This is a genomic window from Solibaculum intestinale (genome assembly GCF_040096205.1).
Classification (GTDB): Bacteria; Bacillota; Clostridia; order Oscillospirales; family Acutalibacteraceae; genus Solibaculum_A; species Solibaculum_A intestinale.
This window is the reverse complement of sequence record NZ_JBBMFD010000012.1, coordinates 53,859-73,101: the sequence shown is the minus strand read 5'-3', so window position 1 is coordinate 73,101 and position 19,243 is coordinate 53,859. Positions and strand designations below refer to the sequence as shown.

The 19,243-nt window shown below is 50.5% G+C and carries 27 protein-coding genes and 1 tRNA gene; 8 read left to right on the top strand and 20 right to left on the bottom strand.

What is annotated here, in order from left to right; all coding sequences use genetic code 11:
- The 17 genes from WMO26_RS08300 to WMO26_RS08220 all read right to left on the bottom strand — a co-directional run.
- On the bottom strand, nt 1–731 hold a 731-nt coding region (locus WMO26_RS08300; RefSeq protein ID WP_349219541.1), incomplete at its 3' end, for a phage terminase large subunit.
- A complete protein-coding gene (locus WMO26_RS08295; RefSeq protein ID WP_349219539.1) occupies nt 718–1,092 on the bottom strand; it encodes a hypothetical protein in 375 nt (124 codons plus the stop codon). The genes WMO26_RS08295 and WMO26_RS08300, both read right to left, overlap by 14 nt.
- A 37-nt stretch (nt 1,093–1,129) precedes the next feature.
- Complete coding sequence (locus WMO26_RS08290; RefSeq protein ID WP_349219537.1) at nt 1,130–1,474, bottom strand: hypothetical protein; 345 nt, start codon at nt 1,472–1,474, stop codon at nt 1,130–1,132.
- 40 nt (nt 1,475–1,514) lie between these two features.
- Nucleotides 1,515–2,381, bottom strand: a complete 867-nt coding sequence (locus WMO26_RS08285) for a DUF4417 domain-containing protein (protein WP_349219536.1) — start codon at nt 2,379–2,381, stop codon at nt 1,515–1,517.
- Nucleotides 2,382–2,520: 139 nt separating this feature from the next.
- Complete coding sequence (locus tag WMO26_RS08280; protein ID WP_349219535.1) at nt 2,521–2,943, bottom strand: DUF1492 domain-containing protein; 423 nt, start codon at nt 2,941–2,943, stop codon at nt 2,521–2,523.
- On the bottom strand, nt 2,940–3,137 hold the full coding sequence (locus WMO26_RS08275) for a hypothetical protein (RefSeq protein WP_349219533.1): 198 nt from the start codon (nt 3,135–3,137) through the stop codon (nt 2,940–2,942). Before WMO26_RS08275 ends, WMO26_RS08280 begins: the two co-directional genes overlap by 4 nt.
- Complete coding sequence (locus tag WMO26_RS08270) at nt 3,134–3,340, bottom strand: helix-turn-helix domain-containing protein (protein WP_349219531.1); 207 nt, start codon at nt 3,338–3,340, stop codon at nt 3,134–3,136. Before WMO26_RS08270 ends, WMO26_RS08275 begins: the two co-directional genes overlap by 4 nt.
- Entirely contained in the window at nt 3,340–3,777 is a 438-nt protein-coding gene (locus WMO26_RS08265) for a hypothetical protein (RefSeq protein ID WP_349219530.1), read from the bottom strand. Before WMO26_RS08265 ends, WMO26_RS08270 begins: the two co-directional genes overlap by 1 nt.
- Before the next feature lie 288 nt (nt 3,778–4,065).
- Nucleotides 4,066–5,883, bottom strand: coding sequence for a DUF927 domain-containing protein (locus WMO26_RS08260; protein ID WP_349219545.1), 1,818 nt, complete (start codon nt 5,881–5,883; stop codon nt 4,066–4,068).
- Entirely contained in the window at nt 5,858–6,448 is a 591-nt protein-coding gene (locus WMO26_RS08255) for a CHC2 zinc finger domain-containing protein (RefSeq protein ID WP_349219528.1), read from the bottom strand. Before WMO26_RS08255 ends, WMO26_RS08260 begins: the two co-directional genes overlap by 26 nt.
- Nucleotides 6,445–6,978 carry an ERCC4 domain-containing protein gene (locus WMO26_RS08250; protein ID WP_349219526.1) on the bottom strand — a complete coding sequence of 178 codons (534 nt, stop codon included), beginning with the start codon at nt 6,976–6,978 and terminating at the stop codon, nt 6,445–6,447. The genes WMO26_RS08255 and WMO26_RS08250 overlap by 4 nt, the downstream gene beginning before the upstream one ends.
- 12 nt (nt 6,979–6,990) lie before the next feature.
- Nucleotides 6,991–7,551, bottom strand: a complete 561-nt coding sequence (locus WMO26_RS08245; RefSeq protein ID WP_349219525.1) for a hypothetical protein — start codon at nt 7,549–7,551, stop codon at nt 6,991–6,993.
- A complete protein-coding gene (locus WMO26_RS08240; protein ID WP_349219523.1) occupies nt 7,548–8,183 on the bottom strand; it encodes a DEAD/DEAH box helicase family protein in 636 nt (211 codons plus the stop codon). The genes WMO26_RS08245 and WMO26_RS08240 overlap by 4 nt, the downstream gene beginning before the upstream one ends.
- 407 nt (nt 8,184–8,590) lie before the next feature.
- On the bottom strand, nt 8,591–8,800 hold the full coding sequence (locus tag WMO26_RS08235) for a hypothetical protein (RefSeq protein WP_349219521.1): 210 nt from the start codon (nt 8,798–8,800) through the stop codon (nt 8,591–8,593).
- A 38-nt stretch (nt 8,801–8,838) separates the two neighbouring features.
- Nucleotides 8,839–9,150 carry an AbrB/MazE/SpoVT family DNA-binding domain-containing protein gene (locus tag WMO26_RS08230; RefSeq protein WP_349219519.1) on the bottom strand — a complete coding sequence of 104 codons (312 nt, stop codon included), beginning with the start codon at nt 9,148–9,150 and terminating at the stop codon, nt 8,839–8,841.
- Between the two features lie 4 nt (nt 9,151–9,154).
- The gene (locus WMO26_RS08225; RefSeq protein ID WP_349219517.1) at nt 9,155–9,298 is read right to left on the bottom strand and encodes a hypothetical protein; all 144 of its coding nucleotides are present in this window, start codon (nt 9,296–9,298) and stop codon (nt 9,155–9,157) included.
- The gene (locus WMO26_RS08220; RefSeq protein WP_349219515.1) at nt 9,283–9,438 is read right to left on the bottom strand and encodes a hypothetical protein; all 156 of its coding nucleotides are present in this window, start codon (nt 9,436–9,438) and stop codon (nt 9,283–9,285) included. The genes WMO26_RS08225 and WMO26_RS08220 overlap by 16 nt, the downstream gene beginning before the upstream one ends.
- Nucleotides 9,439–9,515: 77 nt before the next feature.
- Between WMO26_RS08220 and WMO26_RS08215 the strand changes: the two genes are divergently transcribed.
- Complete coding sequence (locus WMO26_RS08215; RefSeq protein WP_349219514.1) at nt 9,516–10,136, top strand: tetratricopeptide repeat protein; 621 nt, start codon at nt 9,516–9,518, stop codon at nt 10,134–10,136.
- A 35-nt stretch (nt 10,137–10,171) separates the two neighbouring features.
- Here WMO26_RS08215 and WMO26_RS08210 read toward each other — a convergent pair whose 3' ends face one another.
- Nucleotides 10,172–10,969: an HNH endonuclease signature motif containing protein gene (locus WMO26_RS08210; protein WP_349219513.1), complete on the bottom strand. Its 798-nt coding sequence runs from the start codon at nt 10,967–10,969 to the stop codon at nt 10,172–10,174.
- Between the two features lie 18 nt (nt 10,970–10,987).
- Complete coding sequence (locus WMO26_RS08205; RefSeq protein ID WP_349219512.1) at nt 10,988–11,224, bottom strand: hypothetical protein; 237 nt, start codon at nt 11,222–11,224, stop codon at nt 10,988–10,990.
- Between the two features lie 126 nt (nt 11,225–11,350).
- On the opposite strand from WMO26_RS08205, the gene WMO26_RS08200 reads away from it, so the two are divergent.
- Together WMO26_RS08200 and WMO26_RS08195 are read left to right on the top strand one after the other, a co-directional pair.
- Nucleotides 11,351–11,926 carry a helix-turn-helix transcriptional regulator gene (locus tag WMO26_RS08200; protein WP_349219511.1) on the top strand — a complete coding sequence of 192 codons (576 nt, stop codon included), beginning with the start codon at nt 11,351–11,353 and terminating at the stop codon, nt 11,924–11,926.
- A 404-nt stretch (nt 11,927–12,330) separates the two neighbouring features.
- Nucleotides 12,331–13,794 carry a recombinase family protein gene (locus WMO26_RS08195; RefSeq protein WP_349219509.1) on the top strand — a complete coding sequence of 488 codons (1,464 nt, stop codon included), beginning with the start codon at nt 12,331–12,333 and terminating at the stop codon, nt 13,792–13,794.
- Here WMO26_RS08195 and WMO26_RS08190 read toward each other — a convergent pair.
- A tRNA-Leu gene (locus tag WMO26_RS08190) sits at nt 13,773–13,859 on the bottom strand. The two genes, WMO26_RS08195 and WMO26_RS08190, sit on opposite strands and share 22 nt — an antisense overlap.
- Before the next feature lie 163 nt (nt 13,860–14,022).
- Here WMO26_RS08190 and WMO26_RS08185 point away from each other — a divergent pair.
- From WMO26_RS08185 to WMO26_RS08165, 5 genes are all read left to right on the top strand, one after another.
- Entirely contained in the window at nt 14,023–14,292 is a 270-nt protein-coding gene (locus WMO26_RS08185; RefSeq protein WP_349219507.1) for an ACT domain-containing protein, read from the top strand.
- A gap of 17 nt (nt 14,293–14,309) precedes the next feature.
- Nucleotides 14,310–15,668 carry a PFL family protein gene (locus tag WMO26_RS08180; RefSeq protein ID WP_349219505.1) on the top strand — a complete coding sequence of 453 codons (1,359 nt, stop codon included), beginning with the start codon at nt 14,310–14,312 and terminating at the stop codon, nt 15,666–15,668.
- Between the two features lie 197 nt (nt 15,669–15,865).
- Entirely contained in the window at nt 15,866–16,180 is a 315-nt protein-coding gene (locus WMO26_RS08175; protein WP_349219504.1) for a hypothetical protein, read from the top strand.
- 33 nt (nt 16,181–16,213) lie between these two features.
- A complete protein-coding gene (locus WMO26_RS08170) occupies nt 16,214–17,266 on the top strand; it encodes a V-type ATPase subunit (protein WP_349219502.1) in 1,053 nt (350 codons plus the stop codon).
- 22 nt (nt 17,267–17,288) lie between these two features.
- The gene (locus WMO26_RS08165; protein ID WP_349219500.1) at nt 17,289–19,229 is read left to right on the top strand and encodes a V-type ATP synthase subunit I; all 1,941 of its coding nucleotides are present in this window, start codon (nt 17,289–17,291) and stop codon (nt 19,227–19,229) included.
- Nucleotides 19,230–19,243 lie beyond the last annotated feature (14 nt).

Below are 19,243 nucleotides of genomic sequence, written 5' to 3'. Positions count from 1 at the left end.
TTTGCCGTGCCGTAGTCAATGGAGATGTACCGCCTCCCGCGGCTTGGCAACGCGTCAGCAGGGACCGGATCAACATCCGGCCGGAAGAAGGCATATACCAGGCCTTCCGCTGGCGCCCACTGGCCAAGTATAAAACGGTTATAATACACCGTGCCCGCATACTCTTTTTTCAGCTCCTCCACCACTTTAGGGGGGAGTGCGCCGTCGTCGATTACATAGCTCTGGTGGTAGATATCCACATCGCTCGAATCTAAAAACGTTTTGAACCAATGCTTGGGGTTATCTGGGTTGCACGTACCGTCAAAATGAGAATGCTCACACCGCAAGCGGGATTTGAGCATCTGGAAGACTTCCTCTGCCCACGTGGTCACCTCATCCCCGTAGACATACTCAAACGTCGCGCCCTGGATGCGGGCCATGTGCTTTTTGTTGTCGGCGCCCAGAGCATAGACCTTTTTGCCGAATAGCTTAACCGTATTGTCGCTGCTGATATTGCCCACCAAGTCGGGGGACCAGATTTCCCGCATCGGGTCGAGGATATTGCGCTCTAACGTGCCCTTCGTGTTGCCAAGCAGGACCAGCAAGCCCTCTCCCTTGGCGGTAAAAATGCGCTGCGGTATGGTAACCGCGATATCCACAAAGGATTTTCCTGATCCCGTGGCTCCGGTTTTGACATTCCAGCGGTGATTACAGTTTCGCAGATATTCCTGCTGCTTCTTAGTCAATGGCACTTTTGATTTCTCCCAGCAGGCTTCTGGCCTTTTTCAGCAGTTCCGGCTCGTCCTTTGGCTCGGGTGGCTTATCCCGCCATTTGTCGGGACGGCGGTTTTTGAGCCAAAATATCTGTGCGGTGGTGTCCCCATGCAATGCACGTGTCAGCAGGGCGTTTTCTACCTCATAGTCCACGACTTCTTTGCCCTTTTTTAGGGCGGTCATTATGGCAGGGTATGCAGCCTTCCAGGCCTTTAACGTAGTCCTGCTGCACCCCATGTTATGGGCGATCTGCTCCTCGGTCAGGCCGTCGCGCGCCCATCCCTCAATCAGCGTAAGCCCGTCCTTGGTAAGCCAACGCTCGTATTTGCCTTTTGCCATTATCTCACCCGCTCTCGGGGTAGATCATTTTATCGCCTCATTTTTCCCATCGTTGTTGATCGCGGTTCCAGCGGTACCCCATCTTTTTAAGCTGTTCTTTGATCCCGTATGTTTGGCCGGACACGCTTTTAACGGCATTCCAGTTGATGCCGTGGCTTTCTCCGTCCACCATACCGTGTTCAAGCTTGTATGTAACGTAATTGGTTTTGTTGGTTTTTGCGAGCTTATATCGCTCTATCGGCTGGGCATAGCCAAGTTGTAAGTGCCCGGGGGATATTTCCGATGCGTCCAATACTTCATTTCTGTAGTGTCGATAGGGGCCGCCGCCGTAACGATCAATATACGCTGTCTCTACGATCAGCGGCTTTTCGTTCGTAAACATTCCGCCGCCACCGCCGCCAGATTTTCCTCCCGAACTCCCTCTACCGCCCATGCTTTTCAATCCTCGCTTTCTCGATCTTTTTGTAATATGGCTGGATTCGGATTGCATTCCAGTCGCAATGTTCAGGCACTTGCCCGTAAAAAATGACCTGGGAAGGATCAAGCCTTCGGAGCATTTCGTCGTATCCTTGGATAAACAACGCGGTTGCCTGCTTGTTTTTCAGGCATCCCACCGTTGATACCGCCACAACAGACCCGCGTGGCTCACCGTCAAAGCACCAATCATAACTATCCGGCGTACTCCAGCAGATTGTAGGGATTACTCTGATCCCATACATCTGCCAATAGGCTGCAAGCCAGTGCTTGCGATAATGGTTATATATCTGCAGCGCCATCGGTGTGTCGGTGTACATTGAGAAATCGGGAGATAGGACATACGCAAACCGCTTGAGTAAGCTGATATAATCGTCTGGGCGGTTCCAGAGCCTGCAAAATTGATAATCATCCAGGAAGAAATGAAGCCCTTTTCCTTCCGGATGCTTTTCGGTTTTGGCAAAATTAAACGGTATCCATTCGCAGCGGTCATACTGCTGCGGCTCGATCTCCGGTATGTTGTATCTGTTTTCCCACATTACACACATCCGGTCCAGGTTTTCAAAATTAAGCATTTTCCACCCCAAACAAAAAGCGCCCCGCGATGCAGGACGCTTGAGAATGCGTAGATGGGGCGGTTGGGAATCGAACCCTGACACGGTTGCAGCCGCAATAATCAGCCCACAAGCTATAGCCTTGTCTGCAAACTTGGCGTCCTGTAGGTGCAGTACCTCTGCGCCCGCCCCATATGCGCCGGTCTGTTCCCGGCTGTCAGAGGGTCCCATCGTTTTTGTCCAGAGTTGACTGACCCACACCCTATACTCTGGTGGTAGCCGTCATAACCCGGACGGCCAACGGGTGAAAAAGGAAGAAGGAGTGCACCGTATTGTCCAATTGGCCCGCCCGGTGCTGGCGAGAGGAAAGATCTCTGGTTCTCAGTCTTTCCAGTTTACACTATAGCACTGGTTGAATAGGAACTTCTATGGCCAATTGTGCTAAGGCCCTCCCATGCATTCGTGCGACCCAGCGGTAAGTGTAGTTCATCTCTACCGCGATTTCCTCCCACGTTTTCCCACATATGTACCGCAAACACAACAATGTTCGATACCGGGAATCCGGCACCTGTGAAATGGCCGCTGCAACCGTTTTCTTTGCTTCGGTCATCCGGTCAATTTCTGCATCCACCTCCCGTTCCAGGTCCACCAATTTGGCGATAATGGCCTCCATCTTGTTGCCCTGAGAGCACTGCACCTTATCCGGCGCCAGTGATTGCGTAACCTTTGTGGCCAGCGCTCGATACCGGCTAACCTCTTCCAGCTTGGCGTCGATTTCGCGACTTAAATCCAGGTACTGCCGTAAAAACTCTTTTTTTGTCACTTGCCGTCCTCCCTAAATGCCTCGATTTCCCGCCGTGCCTGCTTTGCCCTAGCCTTCTTGAGGCGGACGGCTTCCCGGCGCTTGTCCGCTTCGATCTCCTCTGGTGTGCGGATCACCCGCATGTGCTCACAACATACCCGGCACATATAGCCGTTGAGCCATTCGCAGCCGTTAACCATGCAAATTACCTTCACGGTCCGTCCCTCCCGGCCAGGTAGTCAAGGCTGACCCCGAAGTAATCCGCCAGCTTTATCAGGATATCCAGAGGCGGATTTGTCTTGCCCCGCTCGTAATAGCTGTATGTACTGCGGTCAATGTGCAGCTGATCGGCTACATCCCGTTGTAGCAAGCCCTCTTTTTGGCGTAAACCGATTAATCGTTGTCGTAAGGCCTCCATCATTGTGCCTCCTTGATTTCCGTCAGGGTTACCGTGGTTTCCCCTGGACTGGACAAAAGCTTGCGTATCCATTTTTCTGTGTCGAATTCTCCTGTCATGCAAGAGATACACCGTAAAGCAATTTGGAAAAGTTCGCCTGATCGGCAGCCTTCCTTCGCTCTTTTGCATAACTCCCGCATATGTTGTTCTGCGTTTCGAATATTATCTTGCTGTCTGCAAAACATGGCAAACATCCGCTCATGCTCCGCCGCGCTTTCCTGGTAGCGTGTTTTGATTACCCGTTTTTCCTTCTGTGCCTCATTTTTCTGGATACAGCCTTTTCGGTAATTGTTGTAGAGGGCGCGAAGGGATAAAAAGCAGCATATTTCTTCCTGGTTGATCTCTCTTGGCAGCGGCGCGTTGTGTACCGCCAGCCGTTCCATTTCTTCAAATGTCATCGTTATTCCTCAATCTGTGTGACTTGCGTGACCTTGTGTGACCTAAGTCACACACGAAAAACCTAGTAACCATGCGGGTTTAAAGGGCGTTGTGTGACTGTGTGACTAATTTCCGAAAAATCTCTACGCGAGAGAGTGTGTGTATACTTATGAACAAATTGTAAACAGTACACACACTTACTCTATAGGGAGGTATGTCAAAACGGTCACACAAGTCACACATTCACACATTGGCTCTGCGAGCGTGTTTCCAGACTCGAAGGAGTCACACACAGGTCACACATTCGCTCAAATGTCGTCCAAAATCCCATAATCTTCCGATTCCTCGGTGGGCAGCCTCACCCAAACGCAACTGCAAGATTCCCCGTTGATTCGTTTCGAACGGGTGAATCCCTTGGTGCCGGTTTCAATTTTCCCATGCTGCTTCATCCAACTGAGCAACGCCTGGGTGTTGTATCCGGCGTCGGAACAGATTCGATTAAAGACGCTGCGCACGATGTAGGCAATCCCGTCCTCAATACTACCCCATACGTCCAGCGTGTCGCTTTGACCGCAAAACCGGTTTTTGTTGGACACTACGTATTCGCATAAGTATTCATAAGCCCGCTCATTGACCGATACGGACGCTTTTGTTTGTAAAAACTCGCTGATTTCCCCTATGGTCAGGGCCCGGTCATCCCGAAAAATCCATTCAGTGGCGAGCTGGTCTGCGGTCAAGACTAAGGCCGCCGCCATAGCCTGCTTTTCCGTGGTATCACTTTCACTCAGAGACAGATAAGCGCGTTTAAACAGCTCTTGGGCGTGTTCGATCGCCCCATCCTGCTGCAGCTTCTCTACAAAATATTGGCCGGCGAAACCGTAATTCTTCTTAACCGTGTCCGCCACATGCCGCGCATCGGAAAAGAGGCGGTCCTGGCATTCCACTTCAATGATCCGGTTGACGGCGCCGCCGCCGGAACTTTGTGTGGTAATGGGCATTTCTCCGCTTGTGAGGATGCAGTTGGCCCAGGTAGGTGTTTTGTCCACGCCGCCGGATTTATTTCCCCTGGTCCGTCCTGCACCCTCTGAAAGCATGTAAATGTCCTTGTCAAATTCTTTTTTGTCCTTGACGATTTGCAGCTCATCGAGAATCAGAGGCAGGGAATTGACAAACGCCGCCGACTTTTCACGTCCGACCGCGGTGGAATTAAAGGTATGGATGAACCGGCCGATCTCTGGGTTTGCCCAGACGGAAGCTGCCAGGAGGAGTCCAACGGTTTTTCCTGATTCGGTGCCGCCCCAAAGATGGATAAAAAACGGCAGGCCGCCCAGTGGCTTCACGAGCGCGCTTGCAAAAGAGCCAGCTAAGATGATTCTGGCTGTGGCGCTTTGCCCTGACCGGATTTCCCGGACAAGGGAGAGCCATTTCTCCGCACTTCCAGTCTGCTTGACCGACTCGAAGAAGGTACGAAAGTTGGCGTCCCCGTCAAAAACCAGCTCCTCCACATAGGGGGAAAAGCCTTCGCCGTCAATCCATCCGAGGCGGCTGACGCTGTTTTTTTCCGGGATTACATCGTAATTCAGGTTCTCCACATCATAGAGATATCGGACCAGATACCGGGCATTTTCAGAGGTAACGGCCACCCCGACGTTGGCCAGCTCCAAGATAGAGTTGTTGCTTGCCAGCGTCTTTTTGTCCGCGATAACATGCCGCCATTGCCGCCCTTTCCGGTAAGCAAGCTTTAGCTTTTCCACGCCGGTGTCAATGTTGACCAGGCGCAGTACCGGCAGGATTGGATGGTTGCAAGCATACATTTCGCCGAATGCCTTGGTCATAATGGATATACCACATTCGTCTGCCCGCCATTCGCCTACATTGAGCTCTAGTTCCTGTCCCTCAAATTGAGTGACGGAATCCAAATAGACCGTCTTGGAGATTTGCTCCTGTTTCTTAACATAGGCATTGTAAAGAGTTTTGAAATTACGAACTTTTACATCACTCGCCATTTGCGAAAGCCTTGATAAAATTCGTTCCTGCAAAAAAGGGTCGTTCATGAATTTATAGGCAAATTCATAGGGTTCCGTGCTGAGAAGGAAGTCATCACGGCCGTATTCTTTGATATCCACCAAGGCCGCATTCTCCTTTCTTCCATCGTTCAAAGGTGTTGTTCTCATTCAGCCAATATTCCGTGTATTCCCGCCAGTCAAGAGCCTCCACAAAGGCAGACGTCAGCGGTGTATCAGGTGCATCCGGGCGGCAGCTTCGAAAAGTCTCTGTAAGCCTTCTGTAGCGCGTGAGCATGACCCGGTATACCGTTTCATACACCTGCTTCAAATACGTCTCACCGGCCTTCCGGGCGGCGATTTCGGCAAGGGCTTGCCTTGCTTTCTGCCTTTCCCGCTTAGTCGCGGTACAGCCGCATACGCCTAGGGCGAAATCCTCGTCCAGCCTTACCAGCGCCTGGCTGAAATTCAAATTAAACAGGGCCATTACAAAGTCGATCACCGACCCGCCTCGGCCGCAGCCAAAGCAATGCCAGCCCTTATTTCCCGGGTAAACCTTTAAACTGGGGGTGTCCTCCTGATGAAAAGGGCAGCACAGATACCCCTTGCGGTCAGGGGTTAGGCCATACCGGTCAAGCGCCATCTGCATGGTGACACGGGTTTTGATTTCCTCCGCCGCTTGATTCATGGCAGCCTCCCGCCGTTTTCCAGGCAGACCTTCAGATGATAGCGCAGGATGCGGAAAAGCATGGCTCCGCTGTTTTGCGCGGTGCAGAAATGTACTGGCGCTTGATACCGGGCGGACCACGCAAACAAACTTGCCAACAAGGCGTCCGGGTGCATCTGACTGCGGTATTGCCCGGCAAGAGCTTTGTCCAAAGACGCGTTTTCCACCAGCAGGATCAGCCGGCCGCCGGCTTCCTTTGCCCGCAAAAATTCCCGTTCGAAACGTTTTCGGTCGCGAGTAAAGCACGTGCACAGTTCGTCCAAGCACATTTTCCGCTCTACCGCGAAAAGATGATCCATGCAAATACGGTTTCCGTCTTGGTCGATGACGGCGCAGGAATAATCTCCGAAATCGAGTTTCTGCCGTTCGTATGGGCGGCCGATCTGTTCCATCCGCCGGCGGAACGCGGAAGTGACTTGCTCCCGCGTATCCACCAGGACGGTCATGCTTTCAAGCATCTGGTTAATTTCGAATATGGAGTATTCACTCATATCTGCCCTCCACTAAAAAGGAAGGTCCTCATCATCAATCTCGATGTCCACAGGCTGCGTCTGGGCGGGCCTGTTTTTCAAAGGCTTGTCCTTGGGAAGTTTGAATTTCTTTTCCCGGATGTCTGATACGCAAATAAGCGCGGCGCATTCGGTAGTCCAGCCTGTTCGCCCTTCCATTTCCCACTCTTTATTGCGGTAGAGCGCGCCAACCGTAAGGTCTTTGAGCTTTTTTTCATCCCATTCCCAATGAAAACCCTTGTTACTGTCTTCCATGGCAAAAATGGCGCCGTTGAAGGTCTTCTTAGTCCATTCGTCTTTTTCGGAGCCGTCATCATTTGGTATGAACAGCCGATAGGTGCCACGCCACTTCTTGTCTTCCCGGTCCTGGGCTTTGAAATCGGTGCGGAAGAAATCCTTGTACTCGCCTTCCGCCACATCAAAGCTGATTAAAAGCACTGAGCCCCAATCGTAATTGATTTCCTTTGCGTCCATGATCTTGACCACGTAGCCGCCCGCTGGCAGTGGCTCTCTGGATGCCACTTTTTTGGGTTCGTATCCTTTGAACGGTTTCATTGCTGCTTGTCCTCCTTGTTGATTGCGTAATAATCGCGAATTTGCTGATCGACAAACTTTAGGTCATTGTCGATTTCCAGCATATCAAATAGCCCCATGGGCGATTTCGCGGTATCCATGCCGTTGGTCTGGGTGCGGAAGGAGTATTTCCCATCCACCGCCTGCGAACGCAAGACAATGGTGAACATCCCTTCCACCGTGATTTTTTCGTCCAGCAGCTTTCCGATGGTTTTGAATTTCTCGTTCCCATTTTGATCCCGCTCCACATGGCCAAGAAAATAGATGATGATATCATCCGGAAGCGATATGGATAATTGAACCAAATTCCAAAAGTTTTTGCCGATATCGGTGAATTTCTGAAAGCCGGTTTCCGCCGACCGACGCATGAATTCGTTTGCCATCAAATATTGACAATCATCTATCACAATGCTTTTTGCCCCCTTGTCAGCCAGGGCCGGAAGAAGCTTCTGGATTTCTGGATAGTTGTCGGTATGCTTGGTTTTCAGACGATTGCGAAAGGGGAGCGGCTTCCCCTGCACGTTGATAATGGCGACTTCGCCGGGTTGGAAATTGCGCAGGGAAGCGGATTTCCCGCTGCCGGATTCCCCAATGATTAAAACTGGGATTCCCATATTACGACTCCTCCAATACGATGGGGCATTGATTCCCCACGCTTACAAATGGATAGACAAGATATTCTCCGGTAATGAGGCATTTCCAGCGCTTCAGACTGTCCTCATTGCGGCAAAAAGGACACCATTGGCATACAGTTTTGTCCTCCGGGAAATATACCTTGACAGTTGCTTTGCCTACGGTGTAATGATCCACTCCACGCTTAATCAAGATAATCACCTGCCGTTTTTACATGACTCCAGATGCACGCCATACAGTAGACGTATTCGCTGATTTCACAGCAATCGTCTCCTTGCAGGATATCTTCGCCACATAGGCTGCATTTTGCCACTTTACGCGGCGGGGGAGCATTCGGACATCGTGGATCATGCGGGTATTGCCTGCATTCTTCGCACATAGCGGCCTCCTATATGACATTTATGGATTTTGATGCTGCTTCCATCATTTCATCCAATTCCTTTTGCAGGCTGTCAGCTCTGTTCCTTTCGGACACGTAGGCGTCTAGATTGCTCTGGCGCAAACGATTCGCTTCTTCCAGGCGGCGTTTAAGCCGGATGTTTTCCAATGCAAGATATGTAATAGCTTCCCGGATTTCCTGCTCACTGGGCTCAAACATTTGACAAACCTCCTAATCTGGTTTACAATAACGATGGTTTATTTGTTCTTGCGCTCGATTGCGGTTGCCGCCGCGTCGGGCGCTTTTTCTTGGTTTAGGAGCTCTCTCACATCCGCGAGCAGGCCCATGATCCGCTTGCGGTAGGGATGGCCCTCAATAGCCTCGGCAAAATCGTCGAGTATGTCTTTCGGCGTCTCTCCAATGTCGTATTTGCGCAGCAAAATAAATTCGTCGTCCACATAGATTTCGAGCGGGTCCATGTCATGGATACGCTTGGCTTTTCTGATTTCCTTGGGGATGACGATTCTTCCAAAGTCGTCAATTCTGCGGATGATTCCGGTTGATTTCATCTTGTTACCTTCTCCTATTAACTTGATTCATTTGCCTGACATACCGCTTGACCCGCCGCTCCCGCTGATCGGGCTCGGTTATGTAGCATCCGCGCAGGGCCAGCGCCGTCAAAAACACCACGCCAAGGATCGCTAGGATCGTTTGCATGGGGAGTCCTCCTTTCCTCTGGATTTCAAAACCACCGCTCGAAGGTACTCCAAAAACTCGTCTGGGCTTTTTCCTGCCAGCCTGGCCAGCAGTTCCGGCGGCGGCTTTTTCGGCAGGTCGATGATGACGGTGTGTTCCATAGGGGCCTCCTTTCTCGAAATGTGTTGAATTTTCACCCCCTAGGTTGTAAAATCTGGATGGGAGAGGAGGTGAAATTATGATTTTTAAAAGAAAAGGTTATACTGGAGTCATAGGGCATTATGGGATATCCGATTTGTGGGATTCTCTTCCATACGATGAAAAGAAACTAATGACTTCGTATTGGATGAAATCAGATGCAAATAAAAAAGATGTTGAATTAATGACAAATTCTAATTTCTCGTCTTTTTCAAAATCACCAGCAGGCTTTATATGGCAGGTTTCCCAATATGCTATTGCTGACAAAAAATACGATATTGCTGAAAAGTGGTTGTTGTACGCTTCTTCGTTTAAAGACGACGTAGTCGATTTGCATTTTGTCTATAATCATCTGATTAACCTTTACTATAAACAGCGAGAAACCAGATCAGATGCCTTAGACAAAGCAAAAAAGTACTGCTTAAAGGATATAGAACTTTATCCAAAATACTGTGTGCCATTGACGACGGCTGGGCGCAACGTCCCCAGATGCCCATCTTTTCAGCAGCTTGCCATCATTTATGAAAAAGAAAAGAACTACAAAAAAGCAATTGAAATTTGCGATATGGCCATAAAATACGGTCAAATAGATACTACAAAGGGCGGTTTCGAGAGCCGAAGAAAAAAATTAGAAAATAAAATAGCAAAAAATAAAGCGTAACTTTTTTCACCCGCCCGCTTGGGCGGGTTTTCTTTTTAGCTGGCTTGATCTGCTGATTGCAATAGACGTGCGATTGACTTTTCAAGATCGTTTATTTCCTCTGTGATTCGAGATTTTTCTTTATCAATCTCCTGAATTTTAGTTTTGCGTTTTGCGATTTTTCTTTCAAGGCGGCCGACTTCTATTCTTACTTGGTTACCAGCGTGCGCTCCCTTAGCTGCTTTTGCAAACGCCATCTTTATTGCTTGATCTACGCATTGCCTCGATACGCCACATATAAGTCCGACTTCTTCCAGCGATAACCCCGCTTTACGCATTTCCACAAACTGCGATGTTCTTTTTGTCATTGCCCAAGGTGGTATCTGAGCGAGCGCATCACGTGCATACGCACTTCTGTCGTCACGTTTTGCAAGACCTCTTAATTCCGCTTTGCACGCAGGACAAATATGGTCTTTTGCGCACGTGTATTCACCGCAATTTTGACAAGGCGCTGCATTTCTGTATGGGTTTATTAAGCCAGTGCGAAATGCGTGTTCTGCGTTTTCACTCCTACTACACCATTCGAGATTTTCTACCCGATTGTTGCTAGGGTTTCCGTCTTTATGATTTACTTCGGAGGCTCCTTCGGGCTTTGGGATAAAAGCTTCGGCTACCAAACGATGGACATAGTAGTGACGTTGGACTCCATCCACACGGGCCGTAACAACGCAGTACCGTTTATTTCGTCCAGTTTTAGACTGAGACGCAAGAGTTTTAACTCCGTTTTTTATTCGAAAAACCTCTCCTATTTCGTTGACTTCAAATAAGCCATTTTGGACAATGGCCGTTTTCATTTTTCTCCTCTCCTTTTTTTAGCTGGCTCGGTTGGCTTGTGGCTCGTTTGCTAAATTAAAAAGGTATTCTGCCGGTTTCCCAAGCAAAGCAGACGCTTTTCTCATTTCTTCGCCAGAAAAATCACCGCTTGTTTTCGGGCTTTGTTTATACCGCAGTCCAGCTAAGGTGAGATTCAAATGTTGTGCAAGAAATTTTTTAGTTTTTCCCTGTTTTGCAAGTTCACCATATAAGTCGGGGTATTTGAACGGGTACATATAATCACCTCCATTCTTAACTTTCGCTAACTTCAAGCTTATTATATTAACTTTCGAAAAGATTGTCAATACCTCTTGCAAAAAAACTTAGCATATGTTAAGATTTGTGCGAAGGGGAGTGACGGTGTGAGTTTTTCGCAGAATCTTAAAAGGCTGATGGGCATGAAAGATATGAAAGCGGTCGATTTGGCCCGGGCAACAGGTTTGAGTGAAGCTGCTGTATCTGATTATTTAAACGGAAAGAAAGAACCGAGAGGACGCCAAAGTGTATCGATTGCTAGGGCTCTTAATGTCTCGTTAGATGTATTATGGGAAACTGAGTTTGCACAAACCACCGAAAACGAGCCACGCACATTTGGAGATCGCCTTAAAGAAATAAGAACATCTAGGGGACTGTCACAAGATGATCTGGCTGATTTATTAGGCACCTCGAAACAGGTTATCAGTAGATATGAAACTAACCAGAGGACGCCTAAAATCACGGTAGCCGCTGAATATGCTGAAAAATTAAATGTGTCTCTTACCTATTTAATGGGTGCAGACGAAACACCAAAGCAAAAAATCGTTGATCCAAGTGATCCTCAAAAAGAAGCCCTCATTCGTAATTATGAGGCTTTAAACGCCGAAGGCCGCAAGAAGCTTGTTGATTACTCTGACGATCTGGTAAGTAGCGGCAGGTATAAACTGACGGACATAGATTAATTGTCGTTACCACCCCAAACGTATGCGATTTTTGTACAATATATATTGAACTCTCGCCCTTAATAAGATTATATTGCACGAAATAGCTAAAATCAAGTGACGCAGATTCACATTTTGTGATTATGCAACTTTTCAGGAAATAGCGATATTCAATAAACAGTGGTATAAAAACGGCTTTTTTGCAGTTCTTTCCAAATATCGTTAAGTTCATGCTGAAATTCGACGAATAAATATGCAGAAATTGTTATTGCTGGAATCGTTAAAAAACCTGAAAATTATAAAAACCGCCCTCTAGCGCTACCAACACCAGAGAGCGGTTCCTGTCAGCGAGGCCGACAGGCACAATATACAATACATAACTATTGTAGCAGGTTGGCCTCCTATTATCAAGAGGAGGATCAAAAATGAAAGCCGCAGCCTACGCACGTTACTCCACTGACAAGCAGACAGATAATAGCATCGCCTACCAAATGGAAGCTATCACAAAATACTGTCTAGATCACCAAATTGACCTGTGCGCCGCGTACAGCGACGAGGCCGAATCCGGTACAAATACCAATAGAGAGGGGTTCCGGGCACTTGTTGAAGCCGCTGAACGCCACGAATTCGACGCGGTGGTAGTCTATGACATTTCGCGCGGCTCCCGTGACGTGGTAGACTGGTTTGCGTTTCGCAAGGCAATGAGGGCGGCCGGGATTCAGGTCATATCCACCACCCAGCAGCTTGGCGACATCACCGACCCCAGCAGCTTTTTAACCGAATTAATCACGGCAGGCCTAGGTCAGCACATGGTCCTGGACACGCGCAAAAAATCCATGGCCGGCATGATGGAGCGGGCCAAAAAAGGGTTGTATTGCGGAGGCCACGCCCCACTGGGATACGATATTAAGGATGGGAGATACATTATTAATACAATGGAGGCCGAGATCGTCCGATTAATTTTTCGAAGTTACGCTGACGGCGAAAGCTACAGGCAAATCCTTGAGAAACTGCAGGGCAAAACCGGGAAATTTGGGCGCCCTTTCGGCAAGAACAGTTTCAACAGCATCCTGCAAAATGAACGATATATCGGCATTTATAAATGGAATGAACGGAATATTCGCATTATGAGAAAATGGGCTGGCGGCAAAAAGACGGAAAATCCGGTTATCATAGGTGGAATCATCCCGCCAATCATTGACGAAGATACGTGGGAAAGGGTGCAAAAAAGAATGAAAGACAATAAAAAAAATGCTTCCAACAAAGCAAAACGCGAATATCTGCTATCCGGGCTTATCGAATGCGCCAGCTGCGGCGCAACGTATGTAGGGCACTGCAATGTCGCCAAACGTAAAGATGGCAGCCTCCGAGAAAATCGTTATTATGAATGCGGAAATAAATATCGTACCCACACCTGTAAAAGCGCAAATATCAACGCGGATGAATTGGAGCTTTTTGTAATGACCCAGATCAAAGCAGCAATACTAGATTGGGATTTCGATGAGATCGCACGGGACTATGCAAATCAAATCAATTCCGCTGCTCCTGACTGTGAAGCCGAAAAGCGTGAATTGGTCGAGGTTGAGAAACAGATCAGCAATGGGGTAAAGGCTGTTATGTCGGGCATGACGTTCCCGGAATTGCAAAAGGAAATCGACAGACAACGCGACCGCAAAATTGAGCTGGAAAACATCATCGCGGAAAAGAGAATCTATCAAGGTGTAAAAATACGACCGGAAGAAATCGTAAAGGTCCTTAATAACGTTACCGAAAACTTTGATGCGCGCCTTGCTGTGCGGGAACTCGTACAAAAAATATACGCCAATCCAGACGGCTCTTGTACCGTCCACATTGGCGTACATATGGTTGGTGCCGCTGACCGGACTTGAACCGGTACGCTGTCGCCAGCGAGGGATTTTAAGTCCCTTGTGTCTGCCGATTCCACCACAGCGGCATGGATTGTAACTAAAATTATAGTGAAGGGGGTAGGATTTGTCAAGAAAGAAATCCCAGCATAGGATAGAATCACGCAACCATAGAATACCCAAAACACCTTGACAAAATTCTGACAAAGCGGCATAATGAGTGGGTTATTAAATAAGTATGGAGGGATCGTTATGCGCGCAGTTATTGCGGTAATCGGCAAGGACATGGTAGGCATTCTCGCCGGCGTCTCCAACCTGTGCACCCAGGTCAATGTCAACATTACGGAGGTGACCCAGTCGGTCATGCAGGACCTGTTCGCCATGATTATGCTGGTGGATATTTCCAACTGCACCATTCCCTTTACCGAGCTTTCCGACCGGATGGAAGGCTTAGGCACAAAAATGGGCCTCTCGGTCAAAATCATGCATGAAGACATATTTAATTCCATGCACCGCGTATAACAAGGGGGAGGTTCCAAATGATAAATGTGCACGATATTCTGGAAACCATCCAGATGATCGACAACGAGAATCTGGATGTTCGCACCATTACTATGGGCATCTCTCTGCTCGACTGCTGCGACCCGGATATAGATGCGGCCTGTGAAAAAATTTACGACAAGATCACCCGCTATGCAAAGGACCTGGTCAAGGTCGGCGAGGACATTGAGAAGGAATACGGCATTCCCATCATTCATAAGCGCATTTCGGTCACACCCATCGCTATGATTGCGGCGGCCTGCCCGGGAAAGGATCCGGTCAAATTCGCCCTGACGCTGGAAAAGGCGGCGAGGGCGGTGGGGGTCAACTTCATCGGCGGATATTCGGCGCTGGTACAAAAGGGCTTCGGCCCGGGGGACTACGCGTTGCTGCAGAGCATCCCGGAAGCCCTCAGCGTTACCGAGCACGTGTGCTCATCGGTGAACATCGGCTCCACCAAGGCCGGTATCAACATGGATGCGGTGGCCCGGATGGGCCGGGTGGTGAAGGAGACGGCGGAAATCACCGCTGATCGGGACTGCATCGGCTGCGCGAAGCTGGTAGTTTTCTGCAACGCACCGGAGGATAACCCATTCATGGCGGGCGCCTTTCACGGCCCGGGCGAGCCGGACTGTGTGATTAACGTAGGCGTTTCCGGCCCGGGCGTAGTACGGGCGGCCCTGAAGAAAGCGGGAGACTGTGATCTGACGGGAGTGGCCGACTTAATCAAGCGAACCGCCTTTAAGATCACTCGTATGGGTCAGCTGGTGGCCCAGGAGGCGTCCCGCCGGCTCTGCGTGCCCTTCGGCATTGTGGATTTATCGCTGGCACCCACGCCGGCGGTGGGCGACTCGGTGGCCCATATCCTCGAAGAAATGGGTCTCGAGCAATGCGGCGCTTATGGAACCACGGCGGCGCTGGCTCTTTTGAACGACGCGGTCAAAAAGGGCGGCGTGATGGCTTCCTCCCATGTGGGAGGCTTGTCGGGCGCGTTCATCCCGGTGACGGAGGACGCGGGGATGATCGACGCGGCCCGTTCGGGTGCGCTGTGTTTAGAAAAGCTGGAAGCCATGACCGCCGTCTGCTCGGTAGGGCTTGACATGATCAACATCCCCGGGGACACGCCCGCGGAAATCATCGCCGCCATCATCGCCGACGAGGCGGCCATCGGTATGGTCAACTCCAAGACCACCGCCGTGCGGGTAATCCCTGCCATCGGCAAGAAGGTGGGCGAGGAATTGAGTTTCGGCGGCCTTTTGGGCGGCGGTCCGGTCATGGAGGTCAACCGCATGTCGCCGGCCCGCTTTATCAGCCGGGGCGGACGGATTCCGGCACCGCTTCAGAGTCTGAAAAACTAAGTTGGCCTTTCAACAAATTGTAACGAAATTTATGGTTTGGTTGGGTTTTATTCAGTAATTTGTACCTTGTAATGACGAAAAAACGGGTATATAATAACAACCATCGGCATGCACTCAATCACCAAAATACCTCGGGCATTTTAGCGGGAGAGCGCCACTGGCGTTCTCCCTTTTACGACTTTTAGGAGGGGATCCGTATGCAAGAAATGATCAAGCGCATCCTTGAAATGGATGAGCAGGCGCGCCAGCTCACCGAGGACGCCTCTTCCATGCGCATGCAGGCGGAAATGACCGTCGAGGAAAAGAGCCAGGCGCTCAAGGACGAGTATCTGACCCGGGCCCGCAAAAAGGTCGAACAGCTGGAAGAAAAGGAACGGGGCTTTGCCGAGGAAGAATGGGAGCAAACCCAGAAAACGTACGCCGGCGTGATGGATTCCCTTGACCGGACGGCTGAACGCAACAAGGACGCCTGGATCAAAACCATCGTCAACCGCACCCTGGGCCGGGAATAAAGGAAAAAGCCTGGCCAAAGGAGGCGAAACGCGATGGCTGGCAGTTATTCTCACAACGCTTTATCCGCAAAGGCACGCGCCAAATTCGGCAAGCGGCTGACTTTACAGAACTTTAACGAGCTGCTGGCCTGCCAGTCGGTAGGGGAAGCGGCTCTCTATCTGAAAAACCGTACCTATTTCGGTCCCTTTTTGAGCGAGGTCCGTTCGGTGGACGTTCACCGGGGCAGGCTTGAGGAGCTTCTTCGGCGTAAATCCTTTGAGGACTATTCGTCTCTGTGCGTATTCGAATACGCGGGACGGGAGTTTTTCTACGAAATCATTGTGCTCAGAGGCGAAATTCAGCAGATTCTCCATTGTATCCGGCTTTTAAACTACGGGCAGGAAGACGAATACCTCTTTCATCTTCCCACCTTTTTCGAGCACCATACCGACATCCGTCTCATGGATCTAGCCAAGTGCAAGACCTTTGATGATATTTTAGCGGTGCTCAAAGGCACGCCATTTGAACCGCTTCTCTCCCCTTATGCAGGCAAGCGGCCCGACGAGCTGGACCTGACTACCATTGAAACGCGGCTCTACCATTATTTATACGACCGGGCGTTTGCGCTGATTGAACGGCACACCCGGGGCAAGATGAAAAAGGAGTTGCTGGATTTTTACTATATGACGGTGGAGCTGGACAACGTGCTGCGCATCCTGCGTTACAAAAACGCATTTTCCACCGCGTCGCCGGATGAAATCCGGTCCCGGCTCCTTCCTTACGAGCATGTGATCAAAAAAGAGGAGCTGGACGCCATGCTTCACGCCAAGACGGCAAACGAGGCATTCGCCGTCTTTCAGCGGACCAAGTACGGCCACCGGCTTTCGCAAACGCAGGGCGGCTATCTGGAGGAAACTCTGTCGGCCCTGGTTTTCCGGGAAGCGCTGCACACCATGCGCTTCTCTGTGAATCCGCCGGCCGTGTTTTTGGCTTACACCATCATCGCAGAAAACGAACTGCGCAACATCATCAATATCATCGAAGGCATCCGATACCAGCTGCCCCCTGACAAAATCCGGGAGCTCCTGATTCTGGAACATGCTTAAGGGCAGGAGGTGAGAGTGAACCATGGCGATTGAAAAAATGCTGCTGGTCAACGTGCTGGGAAAACTGGACACGATGGACACGGCATTGGAACGGGTATGCATTGATGAGGACTTTCATCCGGAATCGACGCTGACCTTCCTGGAAGACAGCAAGGGCTACGCCTCCATCAGCCAGGATAACCCCTATACGCCGATGCTGCAGGCCCTCGACGAGCTTTCCAAATCTCACGCGCCGCCGCTTAAGCTGACGCCGGTCACTTCGCCGGTCAATTACGACCGGGAAGGCCTTGGGCAGTTTGTGGACCATGTGTCGGACGAATTCAGGACCTTGGACCAACAGTTTCGCGCCCTCAAGGAAGACATTTCCATGGGGGAAACCTTCATCGCACAGCTGTCCCACTTTACCGGGCTCAACGTCCGGCTCGACGAGGTGTTCTCCTGTGAGTTCATCAAGGTGCGTTTCGGGCGCATCCCCAGGGACAGCTACCCGAAGCTGCAGGCGTATGAGGACAATCCCTATGTGATGTTCTTCCCCGGGTCGGTGGACACCACCCATTACTGGGGCGTGTATTTCTGCCCGCGGGAGCAGGTGGAGGAAGTAGACCGGATTTTCTCCCATCTGTACTTCGAACGGCTGCGGGTTCCCGGGGTAAACGGGACCCCGGAAGAAGGAATCGAGCGGTTTCAGAAAAAGGTGGCCGTAGACCGCAAGCGGCTTTCGCAGCTGACGCAAAAAATTCAAACGTCCTGGGAAAAGCAGCACGAAAAAATCGAGAACGCATACTCTTTCTTGACCTATCTAAGCGATGCGTTCGATCTCAGGCGGTACGCCGCCAAGCACGGGACGCTTTTCCACCTGATCGGCTGGATCCCGGCCGCAAAACAGGAGGAATTCTTCCACCGGTTTGACGACATGGAAGCGGTGCAGGTGGTGTTCGAGCCGCCGGATGACGCGCCGCGGGACGAAACTCCGCCCATCCGGCTCAAAAACAGGTGGCTCGCAAGGCCCTTTGAGATGTTCGTGGATATGTTCGGCCTGCCGGATTACGACGAGGTGGACCCCACCGTTTTCATCAGCATCACCTACTGCATTTTGTTCGGCATTATGTTCGCCGACGTGGGGCAGGGCATCCTGCTGTTTTTGGTGGGACTGTATATGTACAAGAAACGGCATATGTCCATCGGTCCCATCTTGATGCGCACGAGTATTTTCTCTACGCTGTTCGGCTGTATCTTCGGGTCGGTGTTCGGCTTTGAGACCGCTCTCGACTCTATTTACGCAAGCTTCGGCCTCTCTCCCTTTAGGGTGATGGAGCCGGAAAACATTACTCTGATTCTGCTCGCATCCATTGCCATCGGCTGCGTGCTCAATATGGTGGCCATGGTCATCAACATCTTTTCGGGGCTTCGACGAAAACGGTACGCGGATGCCCTCTTCGGCCCCAGCGGGGCGGCGGGGCTTGTCTTCTACGCGTCCATCCTAACGGCGGGCGCTTTGCTCTTCGCCACGGGCTTAAACCTCTTCAGCCTGCCCTATATTCTGTTTTTGATTGTGCTCCCGCTGCTTGTGATGTTCTTTCGGGAGCCGCTTGGAAATCTGGTTGGACGAAAGCCGAAGATTTTCGAAGACAGCGTGGGCGAATTCATTTCCGGCAACTTCTTCGAGCTCTTTGATTTTCTTTTAAGCTACCTGTCCAACACCCTGTCCTTTTTGCGGGTGGGCGCCTTCGTGCTGGTGCACGCGGGCATGATGAAGGTAGTATTCGTCATCGCCGAGCTGTTCGATCCGGTGGGGTATACCATCGCGGTGGTCATCGGCAATGTCATCGTCGCCTGTCTGGAAGCCCTTCTTGTGGCCATCCAGGTGCTGCGTCTGGAATACTACGAAATGTTCAGCCGGTTCTACTCCGGCAACGGCAAACCCTTTTTGTCCATCCGGTCGAGAAAGACACAAAATCAGTAGCGTTCCGGCCGGTT

Excerpts from the sequence above, each read along its gene's own strand:
- WMO26_RS08250 (WP_349219526.1), bottom strand. The coding sequence starts at position 6,978 with ATGAGTGAATACTCCATATTCGAAATTAACCAGATGCTTGAAAGCATG.
- WMO26_RS08230 (WP_349219519.1), bottom strand. The coding sequence starts at position 9,150 with ATGAAATCAACCGGAATCATCCGCAGAATTGACGACTTTGGAAGAATC.
- WMO26_RS08170 (WP_349219502.1), top strand. The coding sequence starts at position 16,214 with ATGGCTGGCAGTTATTCTCACAACGCTTTATCCGCAAAGGCACGCGCC.
- WMO26_RS08295 (WP_349219539.1), bottom strand. The coding sequence starts at position 1,092 with ATGGCAAAAGGCAAATACGAGCGTTGGCTTACCAAGGACGGGCTTACG.
- WMO26_RS08240 (WP_349219523.1), bottom strand. The coding sequence starts at position 8,183 with ATGGGAATCCCAGTTTTAATCATTGGGGAATCCGGCAGCGGGAAATCC.
- WMO26_RS08220 (WP_349219515.1), bottom strand. The coding sequence starts at position 9,438 with ATGGAACACACCGTCATCATCGACCTGCCGAAAAAGCCGCCGCCGGAA.
- WMO26_RS08165 (WP_349219500.1), top strand. The coding sequence starts at position 17,289 with ATGGCGATTGAAAAAATGCTGCTGGTCAACGTGCTGGGAAAACTGGAC.
- WMO26_RS08215 (WP_349219514.1), top strand. The coding sequence starts at position 9,516 with ATGATTTTTAAAAGAAAAGGTTATACTGGAGTCATAGGGCATTATGGG.
- WMO26_RS08175 (WP_349219504.1), top strand. The coding sequence starts at position 15,866 with ATGCAAGAAATGATCAAGCGCATCCTTGAAATGGATGAGCAGGCGCGC.
- WMO26_RS08185 (WP_349219507.1), top strand. The coding sequence starts at position 14,023 with ATGCGCGCAGTTATTGCGGTAATCGGCAAGGACATGGTAGGCATTCTC.
- WMO26_RS08290 (WP_349219537.1), bottom strand. The coding sequence starts at position 1,474 with ATGTTTACGAACGAAAAGCCGCTGATCGTAGAGACAGCGTATATTGAT.
- WMO26_RS08225 (WP_349219517.1), bottom strand. The coding sequence starts at position 9,298 with ATGCAAACGATCCTAGCGATCCTTGGCGTGGTGTTTTTGACGGCGCTG.
- WMO26_RS08195 (WP_349219509.1), top strand. The coding sequence starts at position 12,331 with ATGAAAGCCGCAGCCTACGCACGTTACTCCACTGACAAGCAGACAGAT.
- WMO26_RS08210 (WP_349219513.1), bottom strand. The coding sequence starts at position 10,969 with ATGAAAACGGCCATTGTCCAAAATGGCTTATTTGAAGTCAACGAAATA.
- WMO26_RS08245 (WP_349219525.1), bottom strand. The coding sequence starts at position 7,551 with ATGAAACCGTTCAAAGGATACGAACCCAAAAAAGTGGCATCCAGAGAG.
- WMO26_RS08265 (WP_349219530.1), bottom strand. The coding sequence starts at position 3,777 with ATGACATTTGAAGAAATGGAACGGCTGGCGGTACACAACGCGCCGCTG.
- WMO26_RS08180 (WP_349219505.1), top strand. The coding sequence starts at position 14,310 with ATGATAAATGTGCACGATATTCTGGAAACCATCCAGATGATCGACAAC.
- WMO26_RS08270 (WP_349219531.1), bottom strand. The coding sequence starts at position 3,340 with ATGGAGGCCTTACGACAACGATTAATCGGTTTACGCCAAAAAGAGGGC.
- WMO26_RS08235 (WP_349219521.1), bottom strand. The coding sequence starts at position 8,800 with ATGTTTGAGCCCAGTGAGCAGGAAATCCGGGAAGCTATTACATATCTT.
- WMO26_RS08205 (WP_349219512.1), bottom strand. The coding sequence starts at position 11,224 with ATGTACCCGTTCAAATACCCCGACTTATATGGTGAACTTGCAAAACAG.
- WMO26_RS08255 (WP_349219528.1), bottom strand. The coding sequence starts at position 6,448 with ATGAATCAAGCGGCGGAGGAAATCAAAACCCGTGTCACCATGCAGATG.